General features: G+C 67.0%; 22 protein-coding genes and 1 pseudogene. 16 read left to right on the plus strand and 7 right to left on the minus strand.

Annotated features, from left to right (window positions below; genetic code table 11):
- Window positions 1–221 precede the first annotated feature (221 nt).
- Genes AC3ANS_RS01985 through AC3ANS_RS01995 form a run of 3 tightly spaced genes read left to right on the plus strand, consistent with a single transcriptional unit; the run spans window position 222 to window position 1,906 of the window.
- The gene (locus AC3ANS_RS01985) at window positions 222–686 is read left to right on the plus strand and encodes a DUF4395 domain-containing protein (RefSeq protein WP_488294497.1); all 465 of its coding nucleotides are present in this window, start codon (window positions 222–224) and stop codon (window positions 684–686) included.
- A gap of 60 nt (window positions 687–746) precedes the next feature.
- Window positions 747–1,610 (plus strand): sulfurtransferase, encoded by an 864-nt coding sequence (locus AC3ANS_RS01990; RefSeq protein ID WP_488294498.1) that lies wholly within the window; start codon window positions 747–749, stop codon window positions 1,608–1,610.
- Window positions 1,610–1,906: a DUF1416 domain-containing protein gene (locus tag AC3ANS_RS01995; protein ID WP_488294499.1), complete on the plus strand. Its 297-nt coding sequence runs from the start codon at window positions 1,610–1,612 to the stop codon at window positions 1,904–1,906. Before AC3ANS_RS01990 ends, AC3ANS_RS01995 begins: the two co-directional genes overlap by 1 nt.
- A 128-nt stretch (window positions 1,907–2,034) precedes the next feature.
- On the opposite strand, the gene dtd is transcribed toward AC3ANS_RS01995, so the two are convergent.
- A complete protein-coding gene (gene dtd, locus AC3ANS_RS02000) occupies window positions 2,035–2,460 on the minus strand; it encodes a D-aminoacyl-tRNA deacylase (protein ID WP_488294500.1) in 426 nt (141 codons plus the stop codon).
- Between the two features lie 119 nt (window positions 2,461–2,579).
- On the opposite strand from dtd, the gene AC3ANS_RS02005 reads away from it, so the two are divergent.
- The 13 genes from AC3ANS_RS02005 to AC3ANS_RS02065 all read left to right on the plus strand — a co-directional run bounded on the left by AC3ANS_RS02005 (window position 2,580) and on the right by AC3ANS_RS02065 (window position 14,614).
- On the plus strand, window positions 2,580–2,753 hold the full coding sequence (locus AC3ANS_RS02005) for a hypothetical protein (protein ID WP_488294501.1): 174 nt from the start codon (window positions 2,580–2,582) through the stop codon (window positions 2,751–2,753).
- Between the two features lie 212 nt (window positions 2,754–2,965).
- Window positions 2,966–3,799, plus strand: a complete 834-nt coding sequence (locus AC3ANS_RS02010) for a beta-keto acid cleavage family enzyme (RefSeq protein WP_488294502.1) — start codon at window positions 2,966–2,968, stop codon at window positions 3,797–3,799.
- A 92-nt stretch (window positions 3,800–3,891) separates the two neighbouring features.
- Window positions 3,892–4,299 carry a hypothetical protein gene (locus tag AC3ANS_RS02015; RefSeq protein WP_488294503.1) on the plus strand — a complete coding sequence of 136 codons (408 nt, stop codon included), beginning with the start codon at window positions 3,892–3,894 and terminating at the stop codon, window positions 4,297–4,299.
- A 125-nt stretch (window positions 4,300–4,424) separates the two neighbouring features.
- Window positions 4,425–4,832: a hypothetical protein gene (locus AC3ANS_RS02020; RefSeq protein WP_488294504.1), complete on the plus strand. Its 408-nt coding sequence runs from the start codon at window positions 4,425–4,427 to the stop codon at window positions 4,830–4,832.
- A 180-nt stretch (window positions 4,833–5,012) separates the two neighbouring features.
- A complete protein-coding gene (locus tag AC3ANS_RS02025; protein ID WP_488294505.1) occupies window positions 5,013–6,758 on the plus strand; it encodes a DUF4012 domain-containing protein in 1,746 nt (581 codons plus the stop codon).
- A 90-nt stretch (window positions 6,759–6,848) separates the two neighbouring features.
- Window positions 6,849–7,949, plus strand: coding sequence for a DegT/DnrJ/EryC1/StrS family aminotransferase (locus tag AC3ANS_RS02030; RefSeq protein ID WP_488294506.1), 1,101 nt, complete (start codon window positions 6,849–6,851; stop codon window positions 7,947–7,949).
- Window positions 7,946–8,566 carry a sugar transferase gene (locus AC3ANS_RS02035; protein WP_488294507.1) on the plus strand — a complete coding sequence of 207 codons (621 nt, stop codon included), beginning with the start codon at window positions 7,946–7,948 and terminating at the stop codon, window positions 8,564–8,566. Before AC3ANS_RS02030 ends, AC3ANS_RS02035 begins: the two co-directional genes overlap by 4 nt.
- Complete coding sequence (locus AC3ANS_RS02040; RefSeq protein WP_488294508.1) at window positions 8,559–9,197, plus strand: NeuD/PglB/VioB family sugar acetyltransferase; 639 nt, start codon at window positions 8,559–8,561, stop codon at window positions 9,195–9,197. Before AC3ANS_RS02035 ends, AC3ANS_RS02040 begins: the two co-directional genes overlap by 8 nt.
- A 17-nt stretch (window positions 9,198–9,214) precedes the next feature.
- On the plus strand, window positions 9,215–10,336 hold the full coding sequence (locus AC3ANS_RS02045) for a glycosyltransferase (RefSeq protein ID WP_488294509.1): 1,122 nt from the start codon (window positions 9,215–9,217) through the stop codon (window positions 10,334–10,336).
- 197 nt (window positions 10,337–10,533) lie between these two features.
- Entirely contained in the window at window positions 10,534–11,511 is a 978-nt protein-coding gene (locus AC3ANS_RS02050; RefSeq protein WP_488294510.1) for a glycosyltransferase family 4 protein, read from the plus strand.
- Window positions 11,504–12,586, plus strand: a complete 1,083-nt coding sequence (locus tag AC3ANS_RS02055) for a glycosyltransferase family 4 protein (RefSeq protein ID WP_488294511.1) — start codon at window positions 11,504–11,506, stop codon at window positions 12,584–12,586. The genes AC3ANS_RS02050 and AC3ANS_RS02055 overlap by 8 nt, the downstream gene beginning before the upstream one ends.
- Window positions 12,587–12,704: 118 nt before the next feature.
- Window positions 12,705–13,967, plus strand: coding sequence for a hypothetical protein (locus AC3ANS_RS02060; protein ID WP_488294512.1), 1,263 nt, complete (start codon window positions 12,705–12,707; stop codon window positions 13,965–13,967).
- A gap of 419 nt (window positions 13,968–14,386) precedes the next feature.
- Window positions 14,387–14,614, plus strand: a complete 228-nt coding sequence (locus AC3ANS_RS02065; RefSeq protein WP_488296581.1) for a DapH/DapD/GlmU-related protein — start codon at window positions 14,387–14,389, stop codon at window positions 14,612–14,614.
- Window positions 14,615–14,626: 12 nt separating this feature from the next.
- Here the strand turns inward: AC3ANS_RS02065 and AC3ANS_RS02070 are convergent, their stop codons facing one another.
- The 6 genes and pseudogenes from AC3ANS_RS02070 to cysC all read right to left on the minus strand — a co-directional run bounded on the left by AC3ANS_RS02070 (window position 14,627) and on the right by cysC (window position 22,216).
- The gene (locus AC3ANS_RS02070; RefSeq protein ID WP_488294513.1) at window positions 14,627–15,910 is read right to left on the minus strand and encodes a nucleotide sugar dehydrogenase; all 1,284 of its coding nucleotides are present in this window, start codon (window positions 15,908–15,910) and stop codon (window positions 14,627–14,629) included.
- A complete protein-coding gene (locus AC3ANS_RS02075; protein ID WP_488294514.1) occupies window positions 15,889–16,815 on the minus strand; it encodes an NAD-dependent epimerase/dehydratase family protein in 927 nt (308 codons plus the stop codon). Before AC3ANS_RS02075 ends, AC3ANS_RS02070 begins: the two co-directional genes overlap by 22 nt.
- 43 nt (window positions 16,816–16,858) lie before the next feature.
- Window positions 16,859–18,151: pseudogene (gene cysN, locus AC3ANS_RS02080) on the minus strand (sulfate adenylyltransferase subunit CysN); the annotation flags it as partial.
- The gene (gene cysD / locus AC3ANS_RS02085) at window positions 18,151–19,104 is read right to left on the minus strand and encodes a sulfate adenylyltransferase subunit CysD (protein ID WP_488296582.1); all 954 of its coding nucleotides are present in this window, start codon (window positions 19,102–19,104) and stop codon (window positions 18,151–18,153) included. The gene cysD and the pseudogene cysN, both read right to left, overlap by 1 nt.
- A 54-nt stretch (window positions 19,105–19,158) precedes the next feature.
- Window positions 19,159–20,148, minus strand: coding sequence for a sulfite exporter TauE/SafE family protein (locus AC3ANS_RS02090; RefSeq protein ID WP_488294515.1), 990 nt, complete (start codon window positions 20,146–20,148; stop codon window positions 19,159–19,161).
- Window positions 20,149–20,194: 46 nt separating this feature from the next.
- Window positions 20,195–22,216: an adenylyl-sulfate kinase gene (gene cysC, locus AC3ANS_RS02095; protein WP_488296583.1), complete on the minus strand. Its 2,022-nt coding sequence runs from the start codon at window positions 22,214–22,216 to the stop codon at window positions 20,195–20,197.
- Window positions 22,217–22,241: the final 25 nt, after the last annotated feature.

The raw sequence follows: 22,241 nt of genomic DNA on the forward strand, positions 1-22,241 counted from the left end.
CCCTACTCTGGTCCGCATGTCCTCGACCATGCTGACCAAGCGCCGCGCAGTGGATCACTGCCGCACGCGCTCGTCGCTGTGTCGAATGCGCTGACCGCGAGTCGCGCCCTCTTCTCCTGTTAATCCACTGAGTTAGTACATTAAACTCAGGCCGGGAGTCCCGCCATCCGGCGAGCCGCGACCCGCCTGCCCAGGCATCCGCACCCGTCCGCAGGAGAGACATGTCCACGACCACCACCTCGCAGCACGCCGCACCGGCGCTCGGCGCCGGCATCGACCCGCGCGGCCCGCAGTTCGCCGCCTCGCTCACCTCGGTCGTCCTGATCGCCGTGCTGCTGCTCGCCCCCGGCCCGGCCGCGGTCGTGGTGCTGGCCGCCCAGGCCGCGGTGTTCGCCATCGGGGCGTTCCGCGGGGTGCAGCACACGCCGTACGCCTGGCTGTTCCGCACCCTGGTGCGGCCCCGCCTCGCTGCGCCCGCCGAGCTCGAGGACCCCGCACCGCCGCGGTTCGCGCAGACCGTCGGCCTCGGGTTCGCGGTCGTCGGGCTCCTCGGCTTCCTCACCGGCCTCGACGCACTGGGCCTGGTGGCCACGGGCTTCGCGCTCGTCGCGGCCCTGCTCAACGCGCTGTTCCGCTTCTGCCTCGGCTGCGAGATGTACCTGCTGATCCGCCGCCTCACGCACTGACCGCACCGAACGCACGACCACAGACCCCGCAGCGCGAGCTGCACGAGAAAGGTAGACACCATGAGCCGCGAGACTTCCCTCGTCACCACGCAGTGGGTGGAGGAGCACTTGGACGACCCGTCGATCGTGCTCGTCGAGGTCGACGAGGACACCACGGCCTACGACAAGGGCCACATCCGGGGAGCCATCAAGCTCGACTGGACGACCGACCTGCAGGACCAGGTGCGCCGCGACTTCGTCAACAAGGCGCAGTTCGAGGCGCTGCTGTCCGACCGCGGGGTCGCCAACGACCACACGGTGGTGCTCTACGGCGGCAACAACAACTGGTTCGCGGCCTACGCCTACTGGTACTTCAAGCTCTACGGCCACGGCGACGTGAAGCTCATGGACGGCGGCCGCAAGAAGTGGGAGCTCGACTCCCGCGAGCTCACCGACGTGCTGCCGACCCGCGAGAAGACGTCGTACGTCGCGCAGGAGCAGGACCGCTCGATCCGCGCGTTCCGCGACGACACCGTCGCCGCGATCGGCGTGCAGAACCTCATCGACGTGCGCAGCCCCGACGAGTACGCCGGCCGGCTGCTCGCTCCGGCGCACCTGCCGCAGGAGCAGTCCCAGCGCGCCGGCCACGTGCCGACCTCGCTGAACGTGCCGTGGAGCAAGAACTGCAACGACGACGGCACCTTCAAGTCCGACGCGGAACTCAAGGCGCTCTATGACGGCGTCGGCATCGACGACTCCAAGGACACGATCGCGCTGTGCCGCATCGGCGAGCGCTCCTCGCTGACCTGGTTCGTGCTCAAGGAGCTGCTGGGCCTGCAGAACGTGAAGAACTACGACGGCTCCTGGACCGAGTACGGCTCCCTCGTGGGCGTCCCGATCGCGCTCGGCGACGAGCCCGGCCAGGCCGATGGGCAGGGCGCCTGATGTGCGGCGCGACCGAGGGCGGCCTGTCCCTCGACGGCATCGACGTCAAGAAGGAGGCCATCGTCCAGGGGCAGGTGCTCCGCGACGGTGAGCCGGTCCCGAACGCCTACGTGCGGCTGCTGGACCGCAGCGGCGAGTTCACCGCCGAGGTCCCGACCTCGGCGAGCGGCCACTTCCGGTTCTTTGCCGGCGACGGCGAGTGGACCCTGCGCACCCTCGCCCCGAAGGCCGACCCGGTCGACAAGGCCGTCCACGCCTCCGTCGGCACCGTCGCCGAGGTCGTCGTCGCGATCTGACCCACCTTCGGTGGTCGAGCTCGTCGAGACCCCCGCAGCCGCCTCCGGTGGTTGAGGTGCGAGCGAAGCGAGCCTCGAAACCACAACGGCCCGCCACGTCCTCCAGCGTGGCGGGCCGTTCTGCGTCCTTACTTCTCCAAGATCAGCGTGACCGGGCCGTCGTTGACCGACTCGACCCGCATGTCCGCCCCGAAGACCCCGCGCTCGACGCGCGCTCCGAGTCGCTCGAGCTCCGCGCAGACCGCGTCGTACGCCGGCTCGCTGACCGGCCCGGGTGCGGCGGCCTGCCAGGTGGGTCGCCGGCCCTTGCGGGCGTCGCCGTAGAGCGTGAACTGGCTGACGACGAGCACCGGTGCGCCGACGTCCGAGGCCGACTGCTCCTCGCGCAGCAGCCGCAGGTCCCAGATCTTGCGGGCCATCCAGGTGACCTGGTCGGCGCCGTCGTCGTGGGTGATGCCGAGGTAGACCAGCAGCCCCGGCCCCTCGAACCCGCCCACCTCCGCACCGTCGACGACCACCCGCGCCCCGTCCACCCGCTGCACCACCGCTCGCACCCGCACAGTCTGACTGGTCCAGACCGGTCTCAGGTCGGCGGAGTGCGGGCCGATACCTCCTTCGAGAGTCCCCGGGGTGGGTTGCCCGCGCCGCGGACGAGTGCGAGAGAGGGGCACCCATGGCGCGCATCGGAGAGCTCGACCAGGTCTTTGGTGACGAGCAGACGGCAGTCGCGCTGCCCCCTCGCCGCACGGTCGTCGAGTCGTGCGTCAGTGGCTCCCCGGCGTACGGCGGCATCTGCGTCGAGCACGGCGAGAGTGCCTGCGTGATGACCCTCCACCTCGCCGGCTGACCCTCCCCGCCGGGGTCGAGCGACGAAGACCGCGTGTGGGCCGCTGGTCGAGCAGCGAAGGCCGCGTGTGCCGCTGGTCGAGCAGCGAAGGCCGCGTGTGCCGCTGGTCGAGCAGTGAAGGCCCCCTGGGGGCCTGAACGCCCGTCGAGACCCCCGCACCCGCACGCCACCCCTGGCCACCGCGAGTCGCCCGCTCTGGCACGATGCCGATCGTGCCGACGACGTCACCTGACTCCATCCTGATCACGGTCGCCCCCACGGGTGCGGAGACCGCCAAGACCGATTGCCCGCAGCTGCCCACGACGCTCGAGGAGCTGGTGCAGACGGCTCGTGAGTGCGAGGCCGCGGGCGCGGCGATGATCCACGTCCACATCCGCGACGCCGACCACCGTCCGACCCTCGACCCCACCCGTCTGCGCGACACCGTGCAGGCCCTGCGCGAGAGCACCGACCTGGTCGTCCAGCTCTCGACCGGTGGCTCCGTCCACGATCCGCTCGACGCGCGCCTGCGGGTGCTCGACGCGGAACCCGACTCGTGCAGCCTGACGATGGGCACCACGAACTTCGGCGAAGACGTCTTCTCCAACCCGTGGCCGTTCATCTGCGAGCTCTACCAGCTCAGCCAGGAGCGGCAGGTGGTGCCGGAGTTCGAGCTCTTCGACCTCGGCCACGTCCACGCGCTGGGGCGTCTCCTGCACAAGTTCGGACTGCCGTACGGCGGCAAGGTGCACTGCGACTTCGTGATGGGCGTCCCGGGCGGCATGCCGGGCACGGCCCCGGCGCTGGTCGCCGCCGTTGGGCTGCTGCCCCCCGAGGTCACCAGCTGGTCGGCCACCGGCATCGGTCGCAGCACGCTGCCGGTCGCGCTCGCGGCGCTCTCGATGGGCGGCCACCTGCGGGTCGGGATGGAGGACGTGCTCACCCTCGCCAAGGGGGTTCCGGTCGAGCGCAACGCCCAGCTGGTCGAGCGGGCGGCGGTGATGGCTGGTCTGGCCCAGCGCGCCCCGATGACTCCGGCGGAGGCGCGCCTCCTGCTCGGCAGGTGATCGCGATCACGAGAAGTCTGCCGAGCGGGTCGGTTCCCGCTAGGGTTGGTGGTCTGGACGCATTTCGTCCGCACTGACGTGAGGGAACCACCATGAAGAGCATGCTTGCCGGCCTCGGCGCCGCCGCCTTGATCTCGGGCGGACTGGTGGCCGCGACGACGACGTCGGCCGACGCCGCGCCGTACCCCGGCACGGTCGCGACCAACTGCCACGTCAACGTCAAGAGTTCGACCACCCGCGGTGGCACCACCGTGGCGGTGTGGGTGACGGCGGCCGGTGAGGGTGACCCCAGGGGCCGCGTCAGCGTGAGCGTCGACCGCCGCCAGGGCGGCGACTCCGGCCGGGACTCCGGCTGGTTCGACGGCGGCCGCACCTTGCTCGATCTCGGCAGCCTCCGGCCGGGCGTCTACGAAGGCAACATGTTCTTCAACTCGATGCCGGAGAAGTCGGTCTACAAGAACTGCGGCGAGGGCTTCTCCTTCCGCGTCACGCGCCGCTGACCCCAGCGCCTCGTCCTCGGCTCCGACCTGCCCTTTCGGGCAATCGCACGTTTGTGCCATGGCGAGTCGCACCACAGGTGTGCTTTGCTGGAGTGGACCGATGGGTTAGCGATGGGGAGCGCGCCATGAAGAAGCTGTTGGCCGGCATTGTCGGCACCGGACTGACCGCAGCGAGCCTGGTCGGTGTCTCGACCGAGACGGCGACGGCCGCACCGTACCCCGGCACGGTGACGACGAACTGCCATGTCAACGTGCTGAAGTCGACCACCAGGGGCGGCACCAGCGTTGCCGTCTGGGTGTCGGCACCCGGGGACGGCCAGCCCCGAGGCCGCGTCAGCGTGAAGGTCGACCAGCGCCGCGGCGGCGACTCCGCGAGAGACTCCGGCTGGTTCGACGGCGGCCGGACCGTCCTCAAGCTCGGTCGCCTGAACCCTGGCGTCTACGACGGCGACATGTTCTTCAACTCGATGCCGGAGCAGTCGGTCTACAAGAACTGCGGCCAGGGCTTCTCCTTCCGCGTCACCCGCCGCTGACCCACGGCGGTCCAGTGGAGCGGTCGCCGGTGGTCGAGCGGTCGCCGGTGGTCGAGCGGTCCCCGGTGGTCGAGCTTGTCGAGACCCCCGCAGCCAACGCAGGGCGCTGAAGTCCAACACGGTCTCATCGCGACGCACATCTGACGACGTCAACGGCCTGCGCCCGTTAGGTTCTAGTCCATGCGCTTCCGCAGCTGGCGTCCTGTCGTCACCGTGCTGCTGCTCGTGATCATCGGCACCGCCGCGTGGCTCGGGTGGCAGGGCTGGCACGCGATGAGGGACCTGCAGCACGCCGAGGCGAGCGCCGACCGGCTCAAGGCGTCGCTGACCGACGCGGACCCCGCCGATCGCGATCGGGCGATCGCCGACCTGCAGCAGTCCGCCCACTCCGCCAAGGGCCGCACCGACGGCCCGGTCTGGGGCGCACTGACGCACCTGCCGTTCGTCGGTGACGACGTGCAAGGTGTGCGCGCCATCAGCTCGTCCCTCGACACGCTCGCAAGCGACGGCGTGCCCGCCCTCGTCACGACCGTCGACGGGCTCGACGGCATCACCACGAAGGGCCGGATCAACCTCGATGTCGTCCAGCGCCTCGCCGGCCCGGTCAGCAAGGCCCACGCGGCCCTCGACGCCGCGGACGACGATGTCGCGGGCCTCGACAGCTCGGGCTACGTCGGGCCGCTGAAGTCTCGCTTCGATCACTACGTCGACCTCGTCGGTGACGCCGCGCGCGGCGTCTCGGCGGGAGACAAGGCCGTCGCCGTCCTCCCGGCGATGGCCGGTGCCGACGGGCCCCGCAACTACCTGCTGGTCTTCCAGAACAATGCAGAGATCCGCGCCACCGGCGGCATGCCCGGGTCCTGGGCCCTGGTGCACGCGGACGCGGGCAAGATCGAGATGGTGCAGCAGGGCACGGCATCGGACTTCGGCGAACGCGCCGACCCCATCCTGCCGCTGTCGAAGGGCGAGCTGGCGGTCTACGACCAGCAGCTCGGCACCTACTTCCAGGACGCCAACTTCACCCCCGACTTCCCGCGCGCGGCCGAGCTCTGGTCGGCGCGCTGGCAGGAGAAGTTCCCGGGCACCAAGCTCGACGGGGTCGTCTCGCTCGACCCGGTCGCGATGTCCTACCTGCTCCGGGGCACTGGCAACATCCAGGTCGGCGACCTGACGCTCACTCCGGACAACCTGGTCCCGCAGTTGCTCAACCAGACCTACATCGACCTCCAGCCTGCCGAGCAGGACACCCTGTTCGCCCAGGTCGCACGGGTGCTCTTCGACTCGGTCACCGGTCATCTCGACTCCCCGGTGGACTTCGTGGACGCGCTCGACCAGGCAGCCCACGAGGGTCGGTTCCGCGTGGCGTCCTTCGACTCCGATGTCCGGACCGAGCTCGCGGGCACGAACGTCGAAGGTGCTCTCGCTGGCGACGACGGACGCACACCGCACGTGGACATCGGTCTCAACGACGCGACCGGCTCGAAGATGTCCTACTACCTGCGCTACTGGACGGACCTGAAACCCACGAGTTGCTCGAACGGTCAGCAGTCCATCGCCGGCTCGTTGACGCTCAACCAGGCGATCTCGCCGAGCAAGGCGGCCTCGCTGCCGCTGTCGGTCACCGGAACGGGTGAGTACGGCACCGATCGCGGCTCCCAGCTCGTGCTCGTGCGGCTCTACGGACCGTACGGCGGCACCATCGACAACGTCCGTCTCAACGGCAAGCAGCTGGGCGAGGACCTCCAGGTGGTAGACCTCGACGGCCGCCCGGTGGCGACCGTCGTCGTGCTGCTCTCCAACCGCGACGACGACGCCCTCACCTGGACGATGAAGTCCGGGGCCGGTCAGACCGACGCCGTTCGCCTGGGAGTCACCCCGAGCGTCCAGACTGGGGCACGGGAATCGGTGTTCGCGAGCGCCTGCTGACCAGCTTTCCTAGACTCGCTCGAGAACCACTTGACGGGAGAAGTGATGCAGGGCGCGCAAGAGTCGCGGGTGTACCTGTCGCCTCCGGACGTGGGTGACCTCGAGCAGCAGTACGTGCTCGACGCCATGCGTTCGGGCTGGGTCGCGCCCGCCGGTCCTGACCTCGACGCGTTCGAGCGCGAGGTCGCCGAGCGGGTCGGCGTCCCGTACGCCGTGGGCCTCGCCTCCGGCACCGCCGCCCTGCACCTCGCACTGGTGAGCTGGGGCGTGGGCCCGGGCGATGTGGTGCCGGTCTCCACGTTGACGTTCGCGGCGACGGTCAACGCGATCCGCTACGTCGGCGCCGAGCCCTACTTCGTCGACTGCGACGCCGAGACCGGGAACATGTCACCGAGCCTGCTGCGCGAGGCGCTCGTGGCCTTGCGCGTCCAGTCGCGCAAGGTTCCCGTCGTGATCCCGGTCGACCTCCTCGGCAAGTGCGCGGCGTACGACGAGATCCTCGCCCTCTGCGCCGAGTTCGGAGCGCGGGTGCTCTCCGACGCCGCCGAGTCGTTCGGTGCCAGCTACCACGGTCGGCCCGCCGGGTCGATGGGAGACGCCGGTGTCCTGTCCTTCAACGGCAACAAGATCATGACGACCTCGGGCGGCGGCATGCTGCTGACCGACGATGGTGCCCTGGCCGCGCACGTTCGCAAGCTCTCGACGCAGGCACGTGAGCCCGTCGCGCACTACGAGCACACCGAGGTCGGCTACAACTATCGGCTCTCGAATATCCTGGCGGCCATGGGCCGTGCTCAGCTCAGCCGGCTCGACGACATGCTGAAGCGCCGCAGGACCTGGCGCGAGCGTTATCGGTCGCTCTTCGCAGGTTCGCCGGGCGTCTCGATTCTCGGTGGCACGGACGACGCTGAGGACAACTGCTGGTTGACCGCCATCTTGGTGGACCCGGCGCAGTCGACCTGGACCGCGGCAGAGCTCGCTGAGGAGCTCGACCGCGCGGGTGTCGAGACGCGCCCGGTGTGGAAGCCGATGCACCTGCAGCCGGTCTCAACAGGCCTGGCCGGGGTCTTGGACGGGACCTCCGAGCGACTCTTCGGGATGGGTGTCTCGTTGCCGTCAGGATCAGGAATGTCCGAGGAGGAGTTCGGCCGAGTCGACTCCGTCATCCGTCGGTTGGTGGCCATCACGTGAGTCATCGCTCCTACGACCCGTGGAAGAGGCTGATCGATGTCCTCCTCTCGGCTGTGGCATTGGTCGTAACCGCGCCACTGCAGCTCGCCATCGCGGGACTGGTGCGCGCTCGGTTGGGGTCGCCCGTTCTGTTCCGGCAGGAGCGCCCGGGCAAGGACGAGCAGGTGTTCACGTTGGTCAAGTTCCGCACGATGCTGTCGGTCGATGAGGCGGCCGGTAGAGTCAGCGACCAGCAGCGGATGACCAGGTTCGGTGCGTTGCTCCGGTCAACCAGCCTCGATGAACTCCCGACTCTTTGGAACGTCCTCAACGGTGACATGAGCCTGGTGGGCCCGCGGCCGCTGCTTGTGCAGTACCTGCCGCTGTACACGGAACGCCAACGTCGACGACACGAGGTCAGGCCAGGGGTTACTGGTCTCGCGCAGGTGGGCGGTAGGAACGCGCTCTCGTGGGAGCAGAGGTTTGAACTGGATGTCGCCTACGTGGAGAACCGCAGCCTTCGACTTGACCTGAGCGTTATCGCTCGTACGGTCCGCAGTGTTATCCGGCGCGATGGCATCTCAGAGCCGGATGGCGTGACCATGACAGCGTTCAGAGGTGGGAGGTCCGATGGGTGAGCAACTGATCGTTATTGGCGCTGGCGGTTTTGGGCGGGAGGTGATCGATGTCGTCGATGCCATGCGTGCCGCGGGCACGGCTGACTTTGAGGTGGGCGTCGTGGACGATCATCCGACTCTGGACAATTTGGCTCGGCTTGAGTCACGTGGTGTGCCCTACCTCGGCACGTCTGATCAACTTCTTGCTGGAACGCCCGCGGGTTGGTATGTGATTGGTATCGGTTCGCCTGCGGTCAGGCGGCGCGTGGCTGAGGTCTTCGATTCGGCCGGTCTTCTGGCAGCTACCTTGGTTCATCCGACAGCGTCGATGGGCCACGGCGTTGAGGTCGGTCCTGGATCAGTCATCTGTGCTGGCGTGCGACTAACGACGAATATCTCACTCGGTGCGCACGTTCACCTGAACTTGAACACCACCGTCGGCCACGACACCGTCATCGGTGACTTTGTGAGCGCGAACCCGCTGGCGTCCATATCGGGCGATTGCATAATTGAATCGGGCGTCCTGATCGGGGTCGCGGGCGTCATACTCAACGGTTTGACGGTCGGCCCAGGTGCCACCGTGGGTGGATCCGCCTGCGTCGTCAGGGACGTGCCTGCCGACACTACGGTGAAGGGCGTCCCGGCCCGGTGACGGACGTTGTCTGCGTTGTGAAGACGAACGAGGGTGGGCTCTGGGTCATTCCGCAACTACTCGAATTCCGAGCTCGCGGTGCAACTGTGTCGGTCATCATTCCAAGGGGCGAGGGGCGCCTGAGGCGACGCCTAGACGGGGTTGGCATCGACGTAATCGAGTGCGATTTCGATTTTGTCATGCGGCCGTCGTTGAAACTGCTTCGCGGATTGGCGGAACTGCGTCGACTGTTGAAGGAACAAGCCGCCGAGGTGGCATTCTATCATCTGTACGCGTCCGCGTTGGCCGTGCGAATCGCCACACTCTTCACGGGGATTCGCAGGGTCCACATGGTGGCGGGGCCACTTTACCTCGACTCAACCCCGATCAGGTGGGCGGAGCGATTTCTGTGCCGTCTTGACGACATTGTCATCGGCGGATCGAACCATACGGCCGAACGATACCGGGCGATAGGGATGCCGACCGACCGAGTGCGTGCGATTCCTTATGGTGTCGATATCGATCGATTCCGAGCTGGGGTCGATCGACGTGACGAACTCCTCGGCATTCCACGACGAAGCTTCGTTGTGATCATGGTCGCTTACGTGTATGCACCAAAGTCGTCCGTCTATCCGGGCGTGGGGATTAAGGGGCATGAAACACTGCTAAACGCATGGAGGCAGGTGGCGGCCATACACGGCGACGCGCACCTACTGCTCGTTGGCGGGGGGTTTGATGAGGCAGGCCGACAGCACAAAGCGGCGCTCATTGATAGGTTCAGTGTTGAGTCGGATCCGTCAATAACGTGGCGCGAGTCGGTTGACGATGTGCGTCCCTATTACTCAAGCGCAGACGTATCGGTGTCGCCGAGCCTGTCGGAGAACCACGGGGCCGCTCTGGAAGCAAGTGCGATGGGGAGACCAAGCATTGTCTCCTCGGCCGGTGCGCTGCCGGAGACCGTTGTCGATCGGATGACCGGATGGATCGTCTCGCCAGCGAGTGTGGACGAGTTAACAACCGCCATCCTTGAGGCGCGGACGGCCTGGCTAAAGGGTAGCCTGTGGAGCATGGGAGAGTGCGCCCGCGAGCATGTGGCCTCTAGGTTTGATGTCGTTAGGTGCAGCCGTGAAGTCGCTGACGTGGTTCTTGGGGTCCGATGAGGGTCGCGGTAGTTGGTGAATATCGCCTTTATAGGGGGCCAAATGGAGCGCACTATGCAGACTCTGTCTTTGGCTACGATTTCTGGACGCGCTACCTCGATGTCTTCGATGAAGTCGCCGTGGTTGCCCGCGTGAGCCCAATTTCATCCGCGGAGGGACTTCTACCGGTCTCCGGAGAGGGGGTCTGCGTTAGGGAGATGCCGGATTACGTTGGTCCTCGCGAGTTCCTGCAGTCCCTGCCGCGTCTGCGCCGCGCCGCTCGTCATGCGGTACAGCCGGGGGATGCAGTCATCTTTCGAGTGCCAGGAAACCTCTCGCGCGTGGTGCATCGGGTTCTGACCAACGACCGTCCATTCGGGGTCGAGGTCGTTGGCGATCCTTGGGATGTATTTGGTCCGGGGGTCGTCGAGCACCCGTTGCGGCCCCTGATCCGTAGGAAGGCCGCTCGCGATCTGCGCGCCATTTGTGCGAAGGCGTCGTCGGCTGCGTACGTAAGTGCAAGCCGTCTCCCCCAGCGCTACCCGTCTGGCGATGGCACGCCGACCTTCTTCTACTCCAGTGCATCGTTGCCGGGGGATGCCTTCACAGATTCGCCGCGTATCTATGTCCGCCAGTTGGAGCGAGTCGTTGCGATCGGCAGCATGGACCAGTCCTACAAGGGCTTCGATGTGCTTCTTCGTGCTATGCAGCAGATTCGTGTCGCAGTTCCCGCAGTTTCGCTCGCTATCGTGGGTGGCGGCCGTCGCATGGAGGAGATCCGAACCCTGGCTGCCAAGCTCGGTCTCTCAGAGATCGTCCGCTTCACCGGTATGTTGTCTTCCGCCCGGGACGTTCGATCGGTCATCGACTCGTCGGAGTTGCTCGTGTCCTCCTCTCGGACCGAGGGGTTGCCACGAACCGTGATTGAGGCGCAGGCGCGAGGGCTCGCATGCGTGGGCACCGATGTCGGGGGGACGCCAGACCTGTTGAGCGAAGAGGCCATGTGCCCGCCTGGCGACGCCAATGCCCTGGCCGAGCTTTGTATGCGCCTGCTTGTGGATCCAGCGCTGGCGACGAAGAATGCTGCGGAGGGGTGGCGTCACTCGTTCGAGTACTCCCAAGAGAGCCTGCAGGCGAGTCGCCGACAGATGTACCAGGCGCTCGCGGACCTTCAGGCGGAGTCCCGGCATGGCTAGAGCGGTAGTCCATGTCATCGGTTCCCTCAATCGCGGCGGGGCGGAGATCGTCTCGCTAGGACTGTGCTCCGCAGTTCCTGCTGGTGAGGTCGAGCAGACGTTCGTTTGTCTTGGCGTGACCGAGGGTGCGCTCGCCGACGACTTCCGACGGCAGGGGGCGACGGTTCTCCAATTAGGGGGCAACAGATGGATGTGGCCATGGCTCTTTCGTCGCTTCCTGAGAGAGAGACGGCCGGACGTTGTCGAGTCGCACGTTTCTTTAGCGAGCGGCTTCTTTCTCTTTGTAGCTTGGACGGCCGGGGTGCGGGTGCGCATCGCCCGGATCCATAGTCAAGGTGACGGTCGCCGCGGCAGTCTCGGTCGGTTGGGGTACCGCGCTGTGGCTAGGGCATTGTTAGCAACATTTGCAACCGACGTCTTGTCCGTAACGGAAGCCAGTCAACGGTTTGCAATGGGGCAGCTTGGCAAGTGGCCGGTCTTTCGCCAGCGATTCACGGTGCTAGCGAACGGCGTCGACACGAGCATCTTCAGGCCAGGTGACCCAGACCTGTTGGAGGATCCTCCGGTGGTCCTGCACGTGGGCAGGGCCGCGCCCGAAAAGAACCGCGGCTTGATCGCATCGATGGCGTCCGAGGCAGCGGGATGCCGGGACCTTCAGTTTTGGCTGGTCGGTCCAGGCGGGGACGCCGACCTTCCAGAGCTGCCTCCGAATGTGTTGCTACTCGGCGAGCGGGCAGATATCCCGTCGCTAATGCGCCGTTCTGCGGTGCTGGTCCTCCCGTCGGTCCGCGAAGGGCTGCCGACTGTAGTTCTGGAGGCTATCGCGAGCGGACTCCCAGTCGTCGCATCGCGCTTGTCTGGTATAGAAGAGCTAGCGCGCGAGCTTCCCGGTATACAGACGGTGCCCCTTGACGCCCCGGTCACTCGGTGGCTCGATGCAGTCGACGAGGCCGCCGGACTGTCTCTTGAGGGTCGCGCAGTCTTGCCGAGAGGCGTCCGCGAGTCCAGGTTCGCGCTTGAAGCAAGCGTGGCTGAGTGGAGGAGGTGCTGGGGTGCCGACTCTTCGAAGGCGTGAACCGGCGGCTCGGGCCCTGCACCTCAGCGATCAGCCGGGGAAGGCGACCTTGTTCTCCAGGCTTGCGGGACTGATCCTCTGCGCAGTTGGCCTGTTCTGGCTGACGCAGGAGGGGGCGGTGTCTGTGGACGCGGTAGCTTCTGGGTTGGCGACGATCATCGTGGGCGCCGCAACTGCGACATACAATCGCGGGCCCGGTGTCTTGGGCGGCTCTACGATTTACGTCCTAGTGTTCGGCGCGTTTCACGCTGGCTTGGTTGTGAGTTACTCCCTGATCGGCGCTCAGTCGTTGGTAGGCCAGGGCGACAACTCATGGATTCTGGCGGACGACCTTCGTCTTGCGGCGGTGGCAACCGGGATTGGCCTGGTGGCATTCACTTTCGGGTATCTCTGTTGTGACGGAATCCTCCCCGAGGCGCGTGCAGACGACCGTCCATCGCCGCTATCGGATAGTCCATCTGCGGAACTGGTGGGTATCGTGGCCGCAACAGTGGGCGGCATCGGAGTGCTCTGGATTCTCCTCTCGAGCGGGCTGGGGGTCCGATCAGGTTATGGAGATTTCCTGGAGGCGTCCCAGAATCCTGCCTACGGATACAGCATGATCACCTTCAGTTTCGGGACCGCCTTTATGGTAGCTGGAGCTGGTCGCGCGCGGTGGATCGTTTATGCCCCATTCGTGGCCCTAGCGTTGACGCTGCTCATTCTTGGCAGTAGGGGAGGGGTAATCTTCCCGGCACTGGTCGTCGCCTTCGTCATCGGCAAACGCAGACGGGTAAAGGGATGGACTGCTGGCTTAGTCGTCTTGTTCGGATTGGCTGCGGTCAACCTCCTCAGGAGTTCAAGGGCTAGCGGCCTGGCAGGACTCCTTCATGGCAACTTCACCTTCTCCCCGCTGCAAGGTCTTGCCGAGATGGGGTACTCCCTCTATCCGGTAGTCGTGGTCGATCGGTGGCTGGCAGCAGGGCAGTCCCACTTACACGGGCTTTCGTTGATCGCCGTTCCTCTTAGGGCGTTCGAGAGGTTGACTGGACAGGCCGTGCCGGACTCCACAAGCGACCCGCGACTGTTCAACGTCGAGATTGCGCAACGCGTGGGCGCTATTGGAGGATCGCCGATTGCCGAGGGACTCCGCAATGGTGGCATCTGCGGAGTTGTTGCCTTGATGGCGGTGATCGGCGCGCTGGTCCGCGTTGCCGATCGTCAGCCTGCCGGTCCTCGTGCGCTCAACGGAGTCGTGATTCTGCTTCCCCTCCTGGTTTCTGCGCGGAATTCGTTCGCGCCGGTGCCGTTTCAGTGGATTCTCGGGGCTCTGCTGATCTTGTCCGCGCGGAACTTGGGGCGTGTAACGAGCCGCCTACGCAGAAGTCCGAGGTCGATCTAGTTGGTCATGGTGAGCGCGCACGGACCGAGAGTGACGTCTCGTCATATGCTTGAGCGACTCGCGTCAGGAGACTATCGGAGCGACAGTGGGTGTTCTTGGCGAAGGGGGCCAGTATGTTCGTCGCGCGGGCTTTAGTGGCTTTCAGGTGGGAGTGCTCCTCCCGGCTTCGTGTCAGGTGGCTGGTGCTGAGGTTCCCCAATGTGCGTATTGTCGGCAATGTGAAAATCGCCAGAAACTGCCAATTTCAATTCTCGCGGACAAGTTCCGTCGAGATCGTCGGCTGTTCAGTCGGGCAGGGCGTGATGCTCGCCACTGGCCCAGGTGCGCGTCTATACATCGCGGCTGACTACATCGGTCCGAATTGTGTCATTGTCGCGCGGGAAAGCGTCGTTATCTCTGAGGGTTCGCAACTCGCCGAAATGTGCGTCGTTCGGGATGCCGACCACGACCACCGGTACAGCTTGGCTGAGGGCAAGTTCATAAACGACAGAGTGCATATCGGCGAGGACGTTTGGCTTGGCGCTGGTTCAGTTGTGACGTCGGGCGTGACTTTGCATCGTGGGTGCACCGTAGGTGCTGGCGCGGTAGTGACTAAGGACGTTCCTGCTAACGCGACCGTCGCCGGTGTTCCAGCGCGAATCTTGTGAACTCGCCTCGCTCTAGAGGCGGATGACGTTCGCCCCGTCAGCCAGAGCGGACCTCGTGTCAAGGATCCTGAGCGCCTGTTCCGACATCCGCAACTTGTCGTATGCACGGTGGGCCTGCACCAGGACGGTTGCATCGGCCTGCGCGGCCGCGGCGTATGGGTCCGGGACGCACTGGAGCACTGCTGCGGACCCGCGAGGCTGCCAGGTGGGGACGAACGGATCGTGGTATTCCACGTGGGCGCCCCAGGACATGAGATGCCGTGCCAAGGGGTCAGCGGGGCTTTCCCTGCGGTCGGAGATGTTCGCCTTGTAGGTCACTCCGAGCAACAGCACCCGAGAGCCCTTCACCGCCTTCTCCGCGTCGTTGAGCACGTCTCGGACGCGGCTCGCGACGTAAAGGGGAGCCGCGGTGTTGATCTCTTCGGCCAGCTCCACCATGCGGAATGAGTAGCCCAGACGTGCCTTGACCCGGTGGCTGAGGTAGGAGGGGTCGACCGGGATGCAGTGACCACCGACGCCCGGGCCGGGCCGGAACGCCATGTAGCCGAAGGGCTTCGTCTCAGCGCAGTCGATCGCGTTCCAGAGGTCGATGTCCAGCTCGTGAGAGAAGCGCAGCATCTCGTTGACGAGGGCGATGTTGACGTGTCGGAAGGTGTTCTCGATGAGCTTCGACATCTCGGCCTCGCGCGCGCCCTTGGCCGGCACCACGGTGTCGACGAAGCGGCCGTAGAACGCCGCCGCGCGCTCCGTGCACTCGGGAGTCAGGCCACCGACGACCTTCGGGGTGTTGCGGACGCCATACACCTCGTTGCCGGGGTCGATGCGCTCGGGGGAGAACGCCACGAAGATGTCGGTCCCGATCTCGAGGCCTCCCGCGGCGACGAGGGGCGCGAAGACCTCCTCGGTCGTGCCGGGGTACGTCGTCGACTCGAGGATGGCCAGCGCGCCGCGCTGGATGTGCTGTCCGATGGCGGCGGCCGCGAGCTCGACCGCCTCGAGGTCGGGTCCGCCATCGTCAGCCAGTGGGGTCGGCACGCACACGAGGACGACGTCGGCCTTCGCGATCACCGCCGGGTCGGCGGAGGCCTCGAAGCCCCTCGCCAACGCAGACTGGAGCTCGGCATCGCTGACATCGTCGATGTGGGACCGCCCCGCGTTCAGGTCTCGGACGGCCTGCTCGTTCGTGTCGAGTCCATAGACCTTGAGCCCCGACTCGGCGGCCCGCAGGGCCATCGGCAGGCCGACGTACCCCTGACCGATGACGACGAGCGTGCTCACTTCGTGCTGCGGAACCATGCGATCGTCTCCTGCAGTCCCTGTGTCAACGAAACCGGTTCGACGTCTGGGAACAAGCTCCTGAGCGCGTCGTTCAACGCCTGGGAGTGTTTCACGTCGCCGGGGCGCGCAGGACCACTTTCGACCTCGAAGTCGGTGTCCAGCTCGACGCGCAGCATGTCGAGCAGCTCCAGGAGCGTCGTGTTCGTGCCGAAGGCCAGGTTGACCGGCTCCGGGTGGGTGACCTGACGGACCGCCGCATCCAGGAGCACGCGGCACACGGTGCCGACGTACGTGAAGTCGCGCGACTGCGTGCCGTCGCCCTGGAGAGGAACCGGGCGTCCGGCGAGGATGGCGTCGATGAACGTCGGGATGACCGCGGCGTAGGCGTGTCCTGCTGCCTGACCGGGGCCGTAGACATTGAAGAACCTGAACGCCAGGCTCTTGAGCCCGAACGACTGCTGGTAGGCAAGCGTGTACTGCTCCGTGGCGAGCTTCGACACGGCATACGGGCTCATCGGGCGGATCCACTCACGCTCGCCCTTCGGGAGCGCCGGGTTCATGCCGTAGACCGAGCTCGACGACGCCGACACGACGTGGTTCACACCCTGGGCGCGGGCCCGCTCGAGCAGTTGAAGCGTGCCTGTCGCGTTGACCGCGTGCGAGGCGAGCGGTGCGTTGATGCTCCGGGGCACGCTGGGCAGCGCGCCCAGGTGGATCACCGACGTCGCCCCTTCGAGACTGGCGTCGACGCTCGCGTCATCGAGGAGCGAGCCTCGGACGAAGTCGACCTCGAGACCGTCCAGGTTGCGCTCGTCGCCTGTCGACAGGTCGTCGAGGACGGCGACCTCATGGCCGTCAGCGAGGGCGGCGCGGGCCAGGTTCGATCCGATGAACCCGGCCCCGCCGGTGATGAGTAGTCGCACTACGGCTCCGTCCGGGCCTGGGCGTTGGTCAGCTGGCGCTGTTGATCATGCCGGCCCCGACCGTCACGCCGGTGGCCTCGTCGATAAGGATGAATGAACCCGTGGTCCGGTTCTTCGAGTAGGCGTCGCACAGCAGCGGCACAGTCGTGCGTAGCTGGACGCGGCCGATCTCGTTGAGGCCGAGCTCCTTGGTCTCCTGGTCGCGGTGCAGGGTGTTGACGTCCAGGCGGTACTGGATGTCCTTCACCAGCGCACGGGCCGAGCGGGTCGTGTGCTTGATCGCCAGCTTCTGGCGGGGCCGGAGGGGCTCGTTGGTCATCCAGCACACCATCGCGTCGATGTCCTGTGAGGGCTTGGGCGCGTTGGCGGGCCGGGCGATCATGTCGCCGCGGGAGACGTCGACGTCGTCCTCGAGGCGCACGGTCACCGACATCGGCGGGAACGCCTCGGTGACTTCCTGGTCGAACAGGTCGATGCCGGCGATCTTCGACGTCATGCCGCTCGGCAGCACGACGACCTCGTCGCCCGGCTTGAGGACGCCCCCGGCGACCATGCCGCCGTAGCCCCGGTAGTCGTGGTAATCGTCGGACTTGGGCCGCACGACGTACTGGACCGGGAAGCGGACGTCGACCAGGTCACGGTCGGAAGCCACGTGGACGTGCTCGAGGTGGTGCATGAGCGTGGGACCGGAGTACCAGCTCATGTTCTCGGAGCGGTTGACGACGTTGTCACCCTGGAGCGCCGAGATCGGGATGACCTCGAGGTCGGGGATGTTGAGCTTGGTCGCGAACTGGGTGAACTCGGCGTGGATCTTCTCGTAGACCTCCTGGGAGAAGTCCACGAGGTCCATCTTGTTCACGGCCAGCACCAGGTGGGGGACCCTCAGCAGCGAGAGGATGACTGCGTGCCGGCGGGACTGCTCGGTGAGGCCCTGGCGGGCGTCGACCAGCACCAGACCCAGGTCGGCGGTGGAGGCGCCGGTGACCATGTTGCGGGTGTACTGCACGTGGCCCGGGGTGTCGGCGATGATGAACTTGCGCGTCGGGGTCGCGAAGTAGCGGTACGCCACGTCGATCGTGATGCCCTGCTCGCGCTCGGAGCGCAGGCCGTCGGTGAGCAGCGCGAGGTCGGTGTAGTCGTAGCCCTTGGACTGGCTGGTCGCCTCGACGGCCTCCAGCTGGTCCTCGAAGATCGACTTGGAGTCCAGCAGCAGCCGGCCGATCAGCGTGGACTTGCCGTCGTCGACGGAGCCGGCGGTGGCGAAGCGGAGCAGGTCCATGGTGCGGATCTGCTCGGCCTTCTGCGCCTGGGTCAGACCCGCAGTGTGGTCACTCATCAGAAGTAGCCTTCCTTCTTCCGATCCTCCATGGCTGCCTCGGAGAAGCGGTCGTCGCCACGGGTGGCGCCGCGCTCGGTGACGCGGGCGATGGCGATCTCGTCGATGATCTTGTCGATGGTGTCGGCGTCGGACTCGACGCAGCCGGTCAGCGTGAGGTCGCCGACGGTGCGGAACCGGACGGTGCGCTCCTCGACGGTCTCACCCGAGCGCAGCGGGTTGAACTCGGACTCGCTCAGCAGCATCCCGTCGCGCTCGAAGACCCGGCGCCGGTGGGAGAAGTAGATCGAGGGGATCTCGATGCCCTCGCGGCCGATGTAGTGCCAGATGTCCAGCTCGGTCCAGTTGGAGATCGGGAAGATCCGCATGTGCTCGCCCTCGTGGATGCGCCCGTTGTAGAGGCTCCAGAGCTCGGGGCGCTGCATCTTCGGGTCCCACTGGCCGAACTCGTCGCGGTGGGAGTAGACGCGCTCCTTGGCGCGGGCCTTCTCCTCGTCCCGCCGCCCGCCGCCGAATGCGGCGGTGAAGCCGCCCTCCTCGAGTGCGTTCAGCAGGGTGCCGATCTGCAGCCGGTTGCGGCTGGTCTTGCCGTCGTCGACGACGATGCCGTCGCGGATCGCGTCCTCGACGCTGGCGACGACCAGTCGTGCGCCCAGGCGGTTGACCCACGAGTCGCGGCAGGCGAGGACCTCGGGGAAGTCGTAGCCGGTGTCGACCTGCAGCACCGGGAACGGGATCTTCGCGGGGTAGAACGCCTTCTCGGCGAGGCGCAGCATCACGATGGAGTCCTTGCCGCCCGAGAACATCAAGACGGGCTTCTCGAACTCGGAGGCGACCTCGCGGAAGATGTGGATCGACTCCGCCTCCAGCTGGTCGAGCTGACTCAGCTGGTAGTCGGCGTGGGTATCGGTCATGACTGGCAGGGGACCTCTCGTCGGGACAGCAGCCCACATCGTAGCCGTGGCGGGCTGGACCATCTCAAACCGTACAAATCCGAGTGGCTCGGGTCACTCCCGGGGTCGGCGGAAGTTTGCGTCGTCGAGCTCCGCGACGGTCGGTGACCCGAACATCGGCAGGCCCTGGCCCTTGCGCAGCACTCCCCAGATGATCGGGAGGGTGACCAGCAGCACCAGGCCGATGATCGCGATCAGCATCGGGTGGGTGTCGTCCTTGCCGAGGGGCGCCCAGCCGGACTTGTCCAGGAGCGCGACGCCGGACATCGTCAGTACGATCACGATGCCGCGGCGAATCACGGACTGGGGCACCCGCGGGGCGATCCGGCTGCCGAGGATCGTGCCCGGGACCGAGCCGAGCACCAGCGGGATCAGGATCTTCCAGTCCAGCCCGTTGATGATGATGTTGGAGATCGCGGCCGAGAGGACCAGCGGCACAGCCTGCACCAGGTCGGTGCCGACCAGCTTCACCGCAGACAGGCCGGGGTAGAGCATCAGCAGGGCGATCATGATGACCGACCCGGAGCCGACGCTGGTCACGCCGACCAGGAGGCCGCCGAGAGCACCGACGGCCAAAGTGACGAGCGGGCGGATGTGCGGGTCGGGGTCGGCGTTCGCTGCGCCGCCGCGGACCCGGCGGAGGTTGATGTAGAGGCGCAGGGCGTACGTCGCGGCCGCGAGCAGCAGCGCGAAGCCGATGGCCTCCTTGAGGAGGGTGTCGAGCGACTCGGGCTCCTCCCCGGCCACCTGGTGGATCAGCCACGGGCCGAGCAGAGCCATCGGCACGGACCCGACGATCAACCACTTGGCGAGCTTGAAGTTCGGGGACCCGGCGCGTGAGTGGACCAGCGCGCCGCCGCTCTTGTAGACCGCGGCGGCGGTCAGGTCGGCGGTGACCACTGTGGCGGCGTCGCCGACACCCAGGAAGATCAGCGCGGGCGTCATCAGTGCCCCGCCGCCCATGCCGGTGAGCCCGACGATGATGCCGACGATGAAGCCAGCGGCGAGGATCGAGAAGAACGTGGTGGTGATCAGGTCGTTCATGAGACCCCGCCCCAGGTCATCGGGGTCGGGCGGTGGGGCGCGGGGGTCATAGGGCGATCTTCCTGGATCCGGTGAGGGCAGGGACGACGACGCGCAGCAGCTCGTCGAGCGCGTCGGCACAGGCGTTGGCCGCGTCGGGTCCGCGGCCGTACGGGTCGGTCACGTCCAGGGCAGGGTCCGCCTGGCCGCGGCGCTCGGCGACCGTGGCGAGCAGGTCGTGGCCTGAGAGGCCGTCCTCGGACGCCCGAACGGCCTCGGCGAACTGCCCGAGAGTCAACACCGTGCGGAAGGCGGCCGGGTGGTCGTCGAGGATGAACTGGCGGTGCGACGCCTCTGCGGTGAGCACCAAGTCCGCGTGCGGCATCAGGTCGCTGCTGAAGGGTCGGCTGCGGAACCTGCCCACCCCCGCGACACCGCGGGCCGTGAGGGTCGCAGCCATGTCGGGGTCCATCTCCTGCGCGGCGAAACCGTGGATGCCGGCGCTCGCGAACGTCACGTGGCTGCCCGGCCCGGCGAGGTCGCGTGATCGCAGCTCCATGAAGGGGGAGCGGCAGATGTTCGCCGTGCAGATGTAGAGCACGCGGAGGGGGGCGGCACGGCGCCCGGGTTCCGGTGACTTCTCGGCTGCGGGGGTCTCGACAACCGGGGTGGGGTGGTTTCGAGACGGTTGCTGCGCAACCTCCTCAACCACCGAGGCTGACGGTTGCTGCGCAACCTCCTCAACCACCGGGGCGGACGGTTGCTGCGCAACCTCCCCAACCACCGGTGTCGTCGCGGTGGGTTCGAGGCTCGTCGCTGGCGCTCCTCGCACCTCAACCACCGGAGCGGCTGCCGCGGGCGCTCCTCGCACCTCGACCACCGGCGGGGTGGTGAGGTCGAGGTGGCCAGAATCGCGGAGGGCCCGCAGGACGTCGTCGAGGGCGTCCTCGATGGTGCGGCCGGTCGTGTCGACGCGGACGTCGGCATCCTCGGGCTCCTCGTAGGGCGAGGAGATGCCGGTGAACTCGGGGATCTCGCCGCGGCGGGCCTTGGCGTAGAGGCCCTTGCGGTCGCGTCGCTCGCACTCCTCCAGCGGAGTGGCGACGTGGACGAGAAAGAAGGCGCCGCCGGCCTCGTCGACCATCTGGCGCACCTGCTGGCGGGTCTGGTCGAACGGCGCGATGGGGCTGCAGACCGCGACGCCGCCGTGTCGGGAGATCTCGGCGGCCACCCAGCCGATGCGGCGGATATTGGTCTCGCGGTCCTCCTTGGAGAAGGTCAGGCCGGCCGAGAGATTGCGTCGCACGACGTCGCCGTCGAGGCTCGTCACCGTGCGCGTGCCGTGCTCGAGGAGCCGGTCCATGAGCGCCCGCGCGAGCGTCGACTTGCCGCTGCCGGACAGGCCGGTGAAGAACAGCACGAGGCCCTGCTCGTCGGGTGCCGGACGGTCGAAGGCGACGATCTCGGCGATCTCAGACGGGTACTCACCGGTCGGGTCGTCGGAGACACCGACCAAGCGGTCGGGGCCGGCGTAGTTGGCAGCGACCTGCAGCCCCAGCTCGTGGTCGACGTCCGCGTCGCCGTGCGAGGCGAGCGGGATCGCGACGACGTCGGCCTGAGTGAGATGAGACGCGGCGGAGAGCGTGGCGCGGATCAGGGCGACCGGGGAGAGCTCGGGGGTGCCGTGGCCGACCAGCGGCAGCAGTACCACCGGGCCGACGGACTCCAGGACGGTCAGCTGAGGTCGGGTGAGCGCCTCGACGAGCGGGACGAACGTGCGGCCGGCGTACCGCTCCCGCGTCTGCGTGGGGGTGAGGTAGTGGTCGCGGAACGGGCCGTACTGGGTGTGGGTCAGCGGCTCGATGGTGCCCCCGGGCACCTCCACGTGAGCGAGCGGCAAGCCCTCGGGGTCGACCAGCTCGACTGCTCCGGCTGCGGTCGCGGCGGCCGCGATGTCATCGGGGAGCGTGAGCGTCACCGGGCTGCCGGGCTCGTTGAAGGCCACGGTCGGCACGAGCGCACCGCTCACCAGGAGCTCGAGGTCGTCGAGCTCTCGCGGCGTGGGGCAGTACTGCGGGACGGGCGGCATCGGCACGGGGCTAATCGTGCCATCC

It is taken from the genome of Nocardia sp. 149-1B (assembly GCF_057747975.1).

What these genes read in the sequence shown, in the direction of transcription:
- AC3ANS_RS01985 (WP_488294497.1), top strand. Translation starts at nt 222, where the DNA reads ATGTCCACGACCACCACCTCGCAGCACGCCGCACCGGCGCTCGGCGCC.
- AC3ANS_RS01990 (WP_488294498.1), top strand. Translation starts at nt 747, where the DNA reads ATGAGCCGCGAGACTTCCCTCGTCACCACGCAGTGGGTGGAGGAGCAC.
- AC3ANS_RS01995 (WP_488294499.1), top strand. Translation starts at nt 1,610, where the DNA reads ATGTGCGGCGCGACCGAGGGCGGCCTGTCCCTCGACGGCATCGACGTC.
- AC3ANS_RS02005 (WP_488294501.1), top strand. Translation starts at nt 2,580, where the DNA reads ATGGCGCGCATCGGAGAGCTCGACCAGGTCTTTGGTGACGAGCAGACG.
- AC3ANS_RS02015 (WP_488294503.1), top strand. Translation starts at nt 3,892, where the DNA reads ATGAAGAGCATGCTTGCCGGCCTCGGCGCCGCCGCCTTGATCTCGGGC.
- AC3ANS_RS02020 (WP_488294504.1), top strand. Translation starts at nt 4,425, where the DNA reads ATGAAGAAGCTGTTGGCCGGCATTGTCGGCACCGGACTGACCGCAGCG.
- AC3ANS_RS02025 (WP_488294505.1), top strand. Translation starts at nt 5,013, where the DNA reads ATGCGCTTCCGCAGCTGGCGTCCTGTCGTCACCGTGCTGCTGCTCGTG.
- AC3ANS_RS02040 (WP_488294508.1), top strand. Translation starts at nt 8,559, where the DNA reads ATGGGTGAGCAACTGATCGTTATTGGCGCTGGCGGTTTTGGGCGGGAG.
- AC3ANS_RS02050 (WP_488294510.1), top strand. Translation starts at nt 10,534, where the DNA reads ATGCCGGATTACGTTGGTCCTCGCGAGTTCCTGCAGTCCCTGCCGCGT.
- AC3ANS_RS02055 (WP_488294511.1), top strand. Translation starts at nt 11,504, where the DNA reads ATGGCTAGAGCGGTAGTCCATGTCATCGGTTCCCTCAATCGCGGCGGG.
- AC3ANS_RS02065 (WP_488296581.1), top strand. Translation starts at nt 14,387, where the DNA reads ATGTGCGTCGTTCGGGATGCCGACCACGACCACCGGTACAGCTTGGCT.
- AC3ANS_RS02070 (WP_488294513.1), bottom strand. Translation starts at nt 15,910, where the DNA reads ATGGTTCCGCAGCACGAAGTGAGCACGCTCGTCGTCATCGGTCAGGGG.
- cysD (WP_488296582.1), bottom strand. Translation starts at nt 19,104, where the DNA reads ATGTGGGCTGCTGTCCCGACGAGAGGTCCCCTGCCAGTCATGACCGAT.
- AC3ANS_RS02090 (WP_488294515.1), bottom strand. Translation starts at nt 20,148, where the DNA reads ATGAACGACCTGATCACCACCACGTTCTTCTCGATCCTCGCCGCTGGC.
- cysC (WP_488296583.1), bottom strand. Translation starts at nt 22,216, where the DNA reads ATGCCGCCCGTCCCGCAGTACTGCCCCACGCCGCGAGAGCTCGACGAC.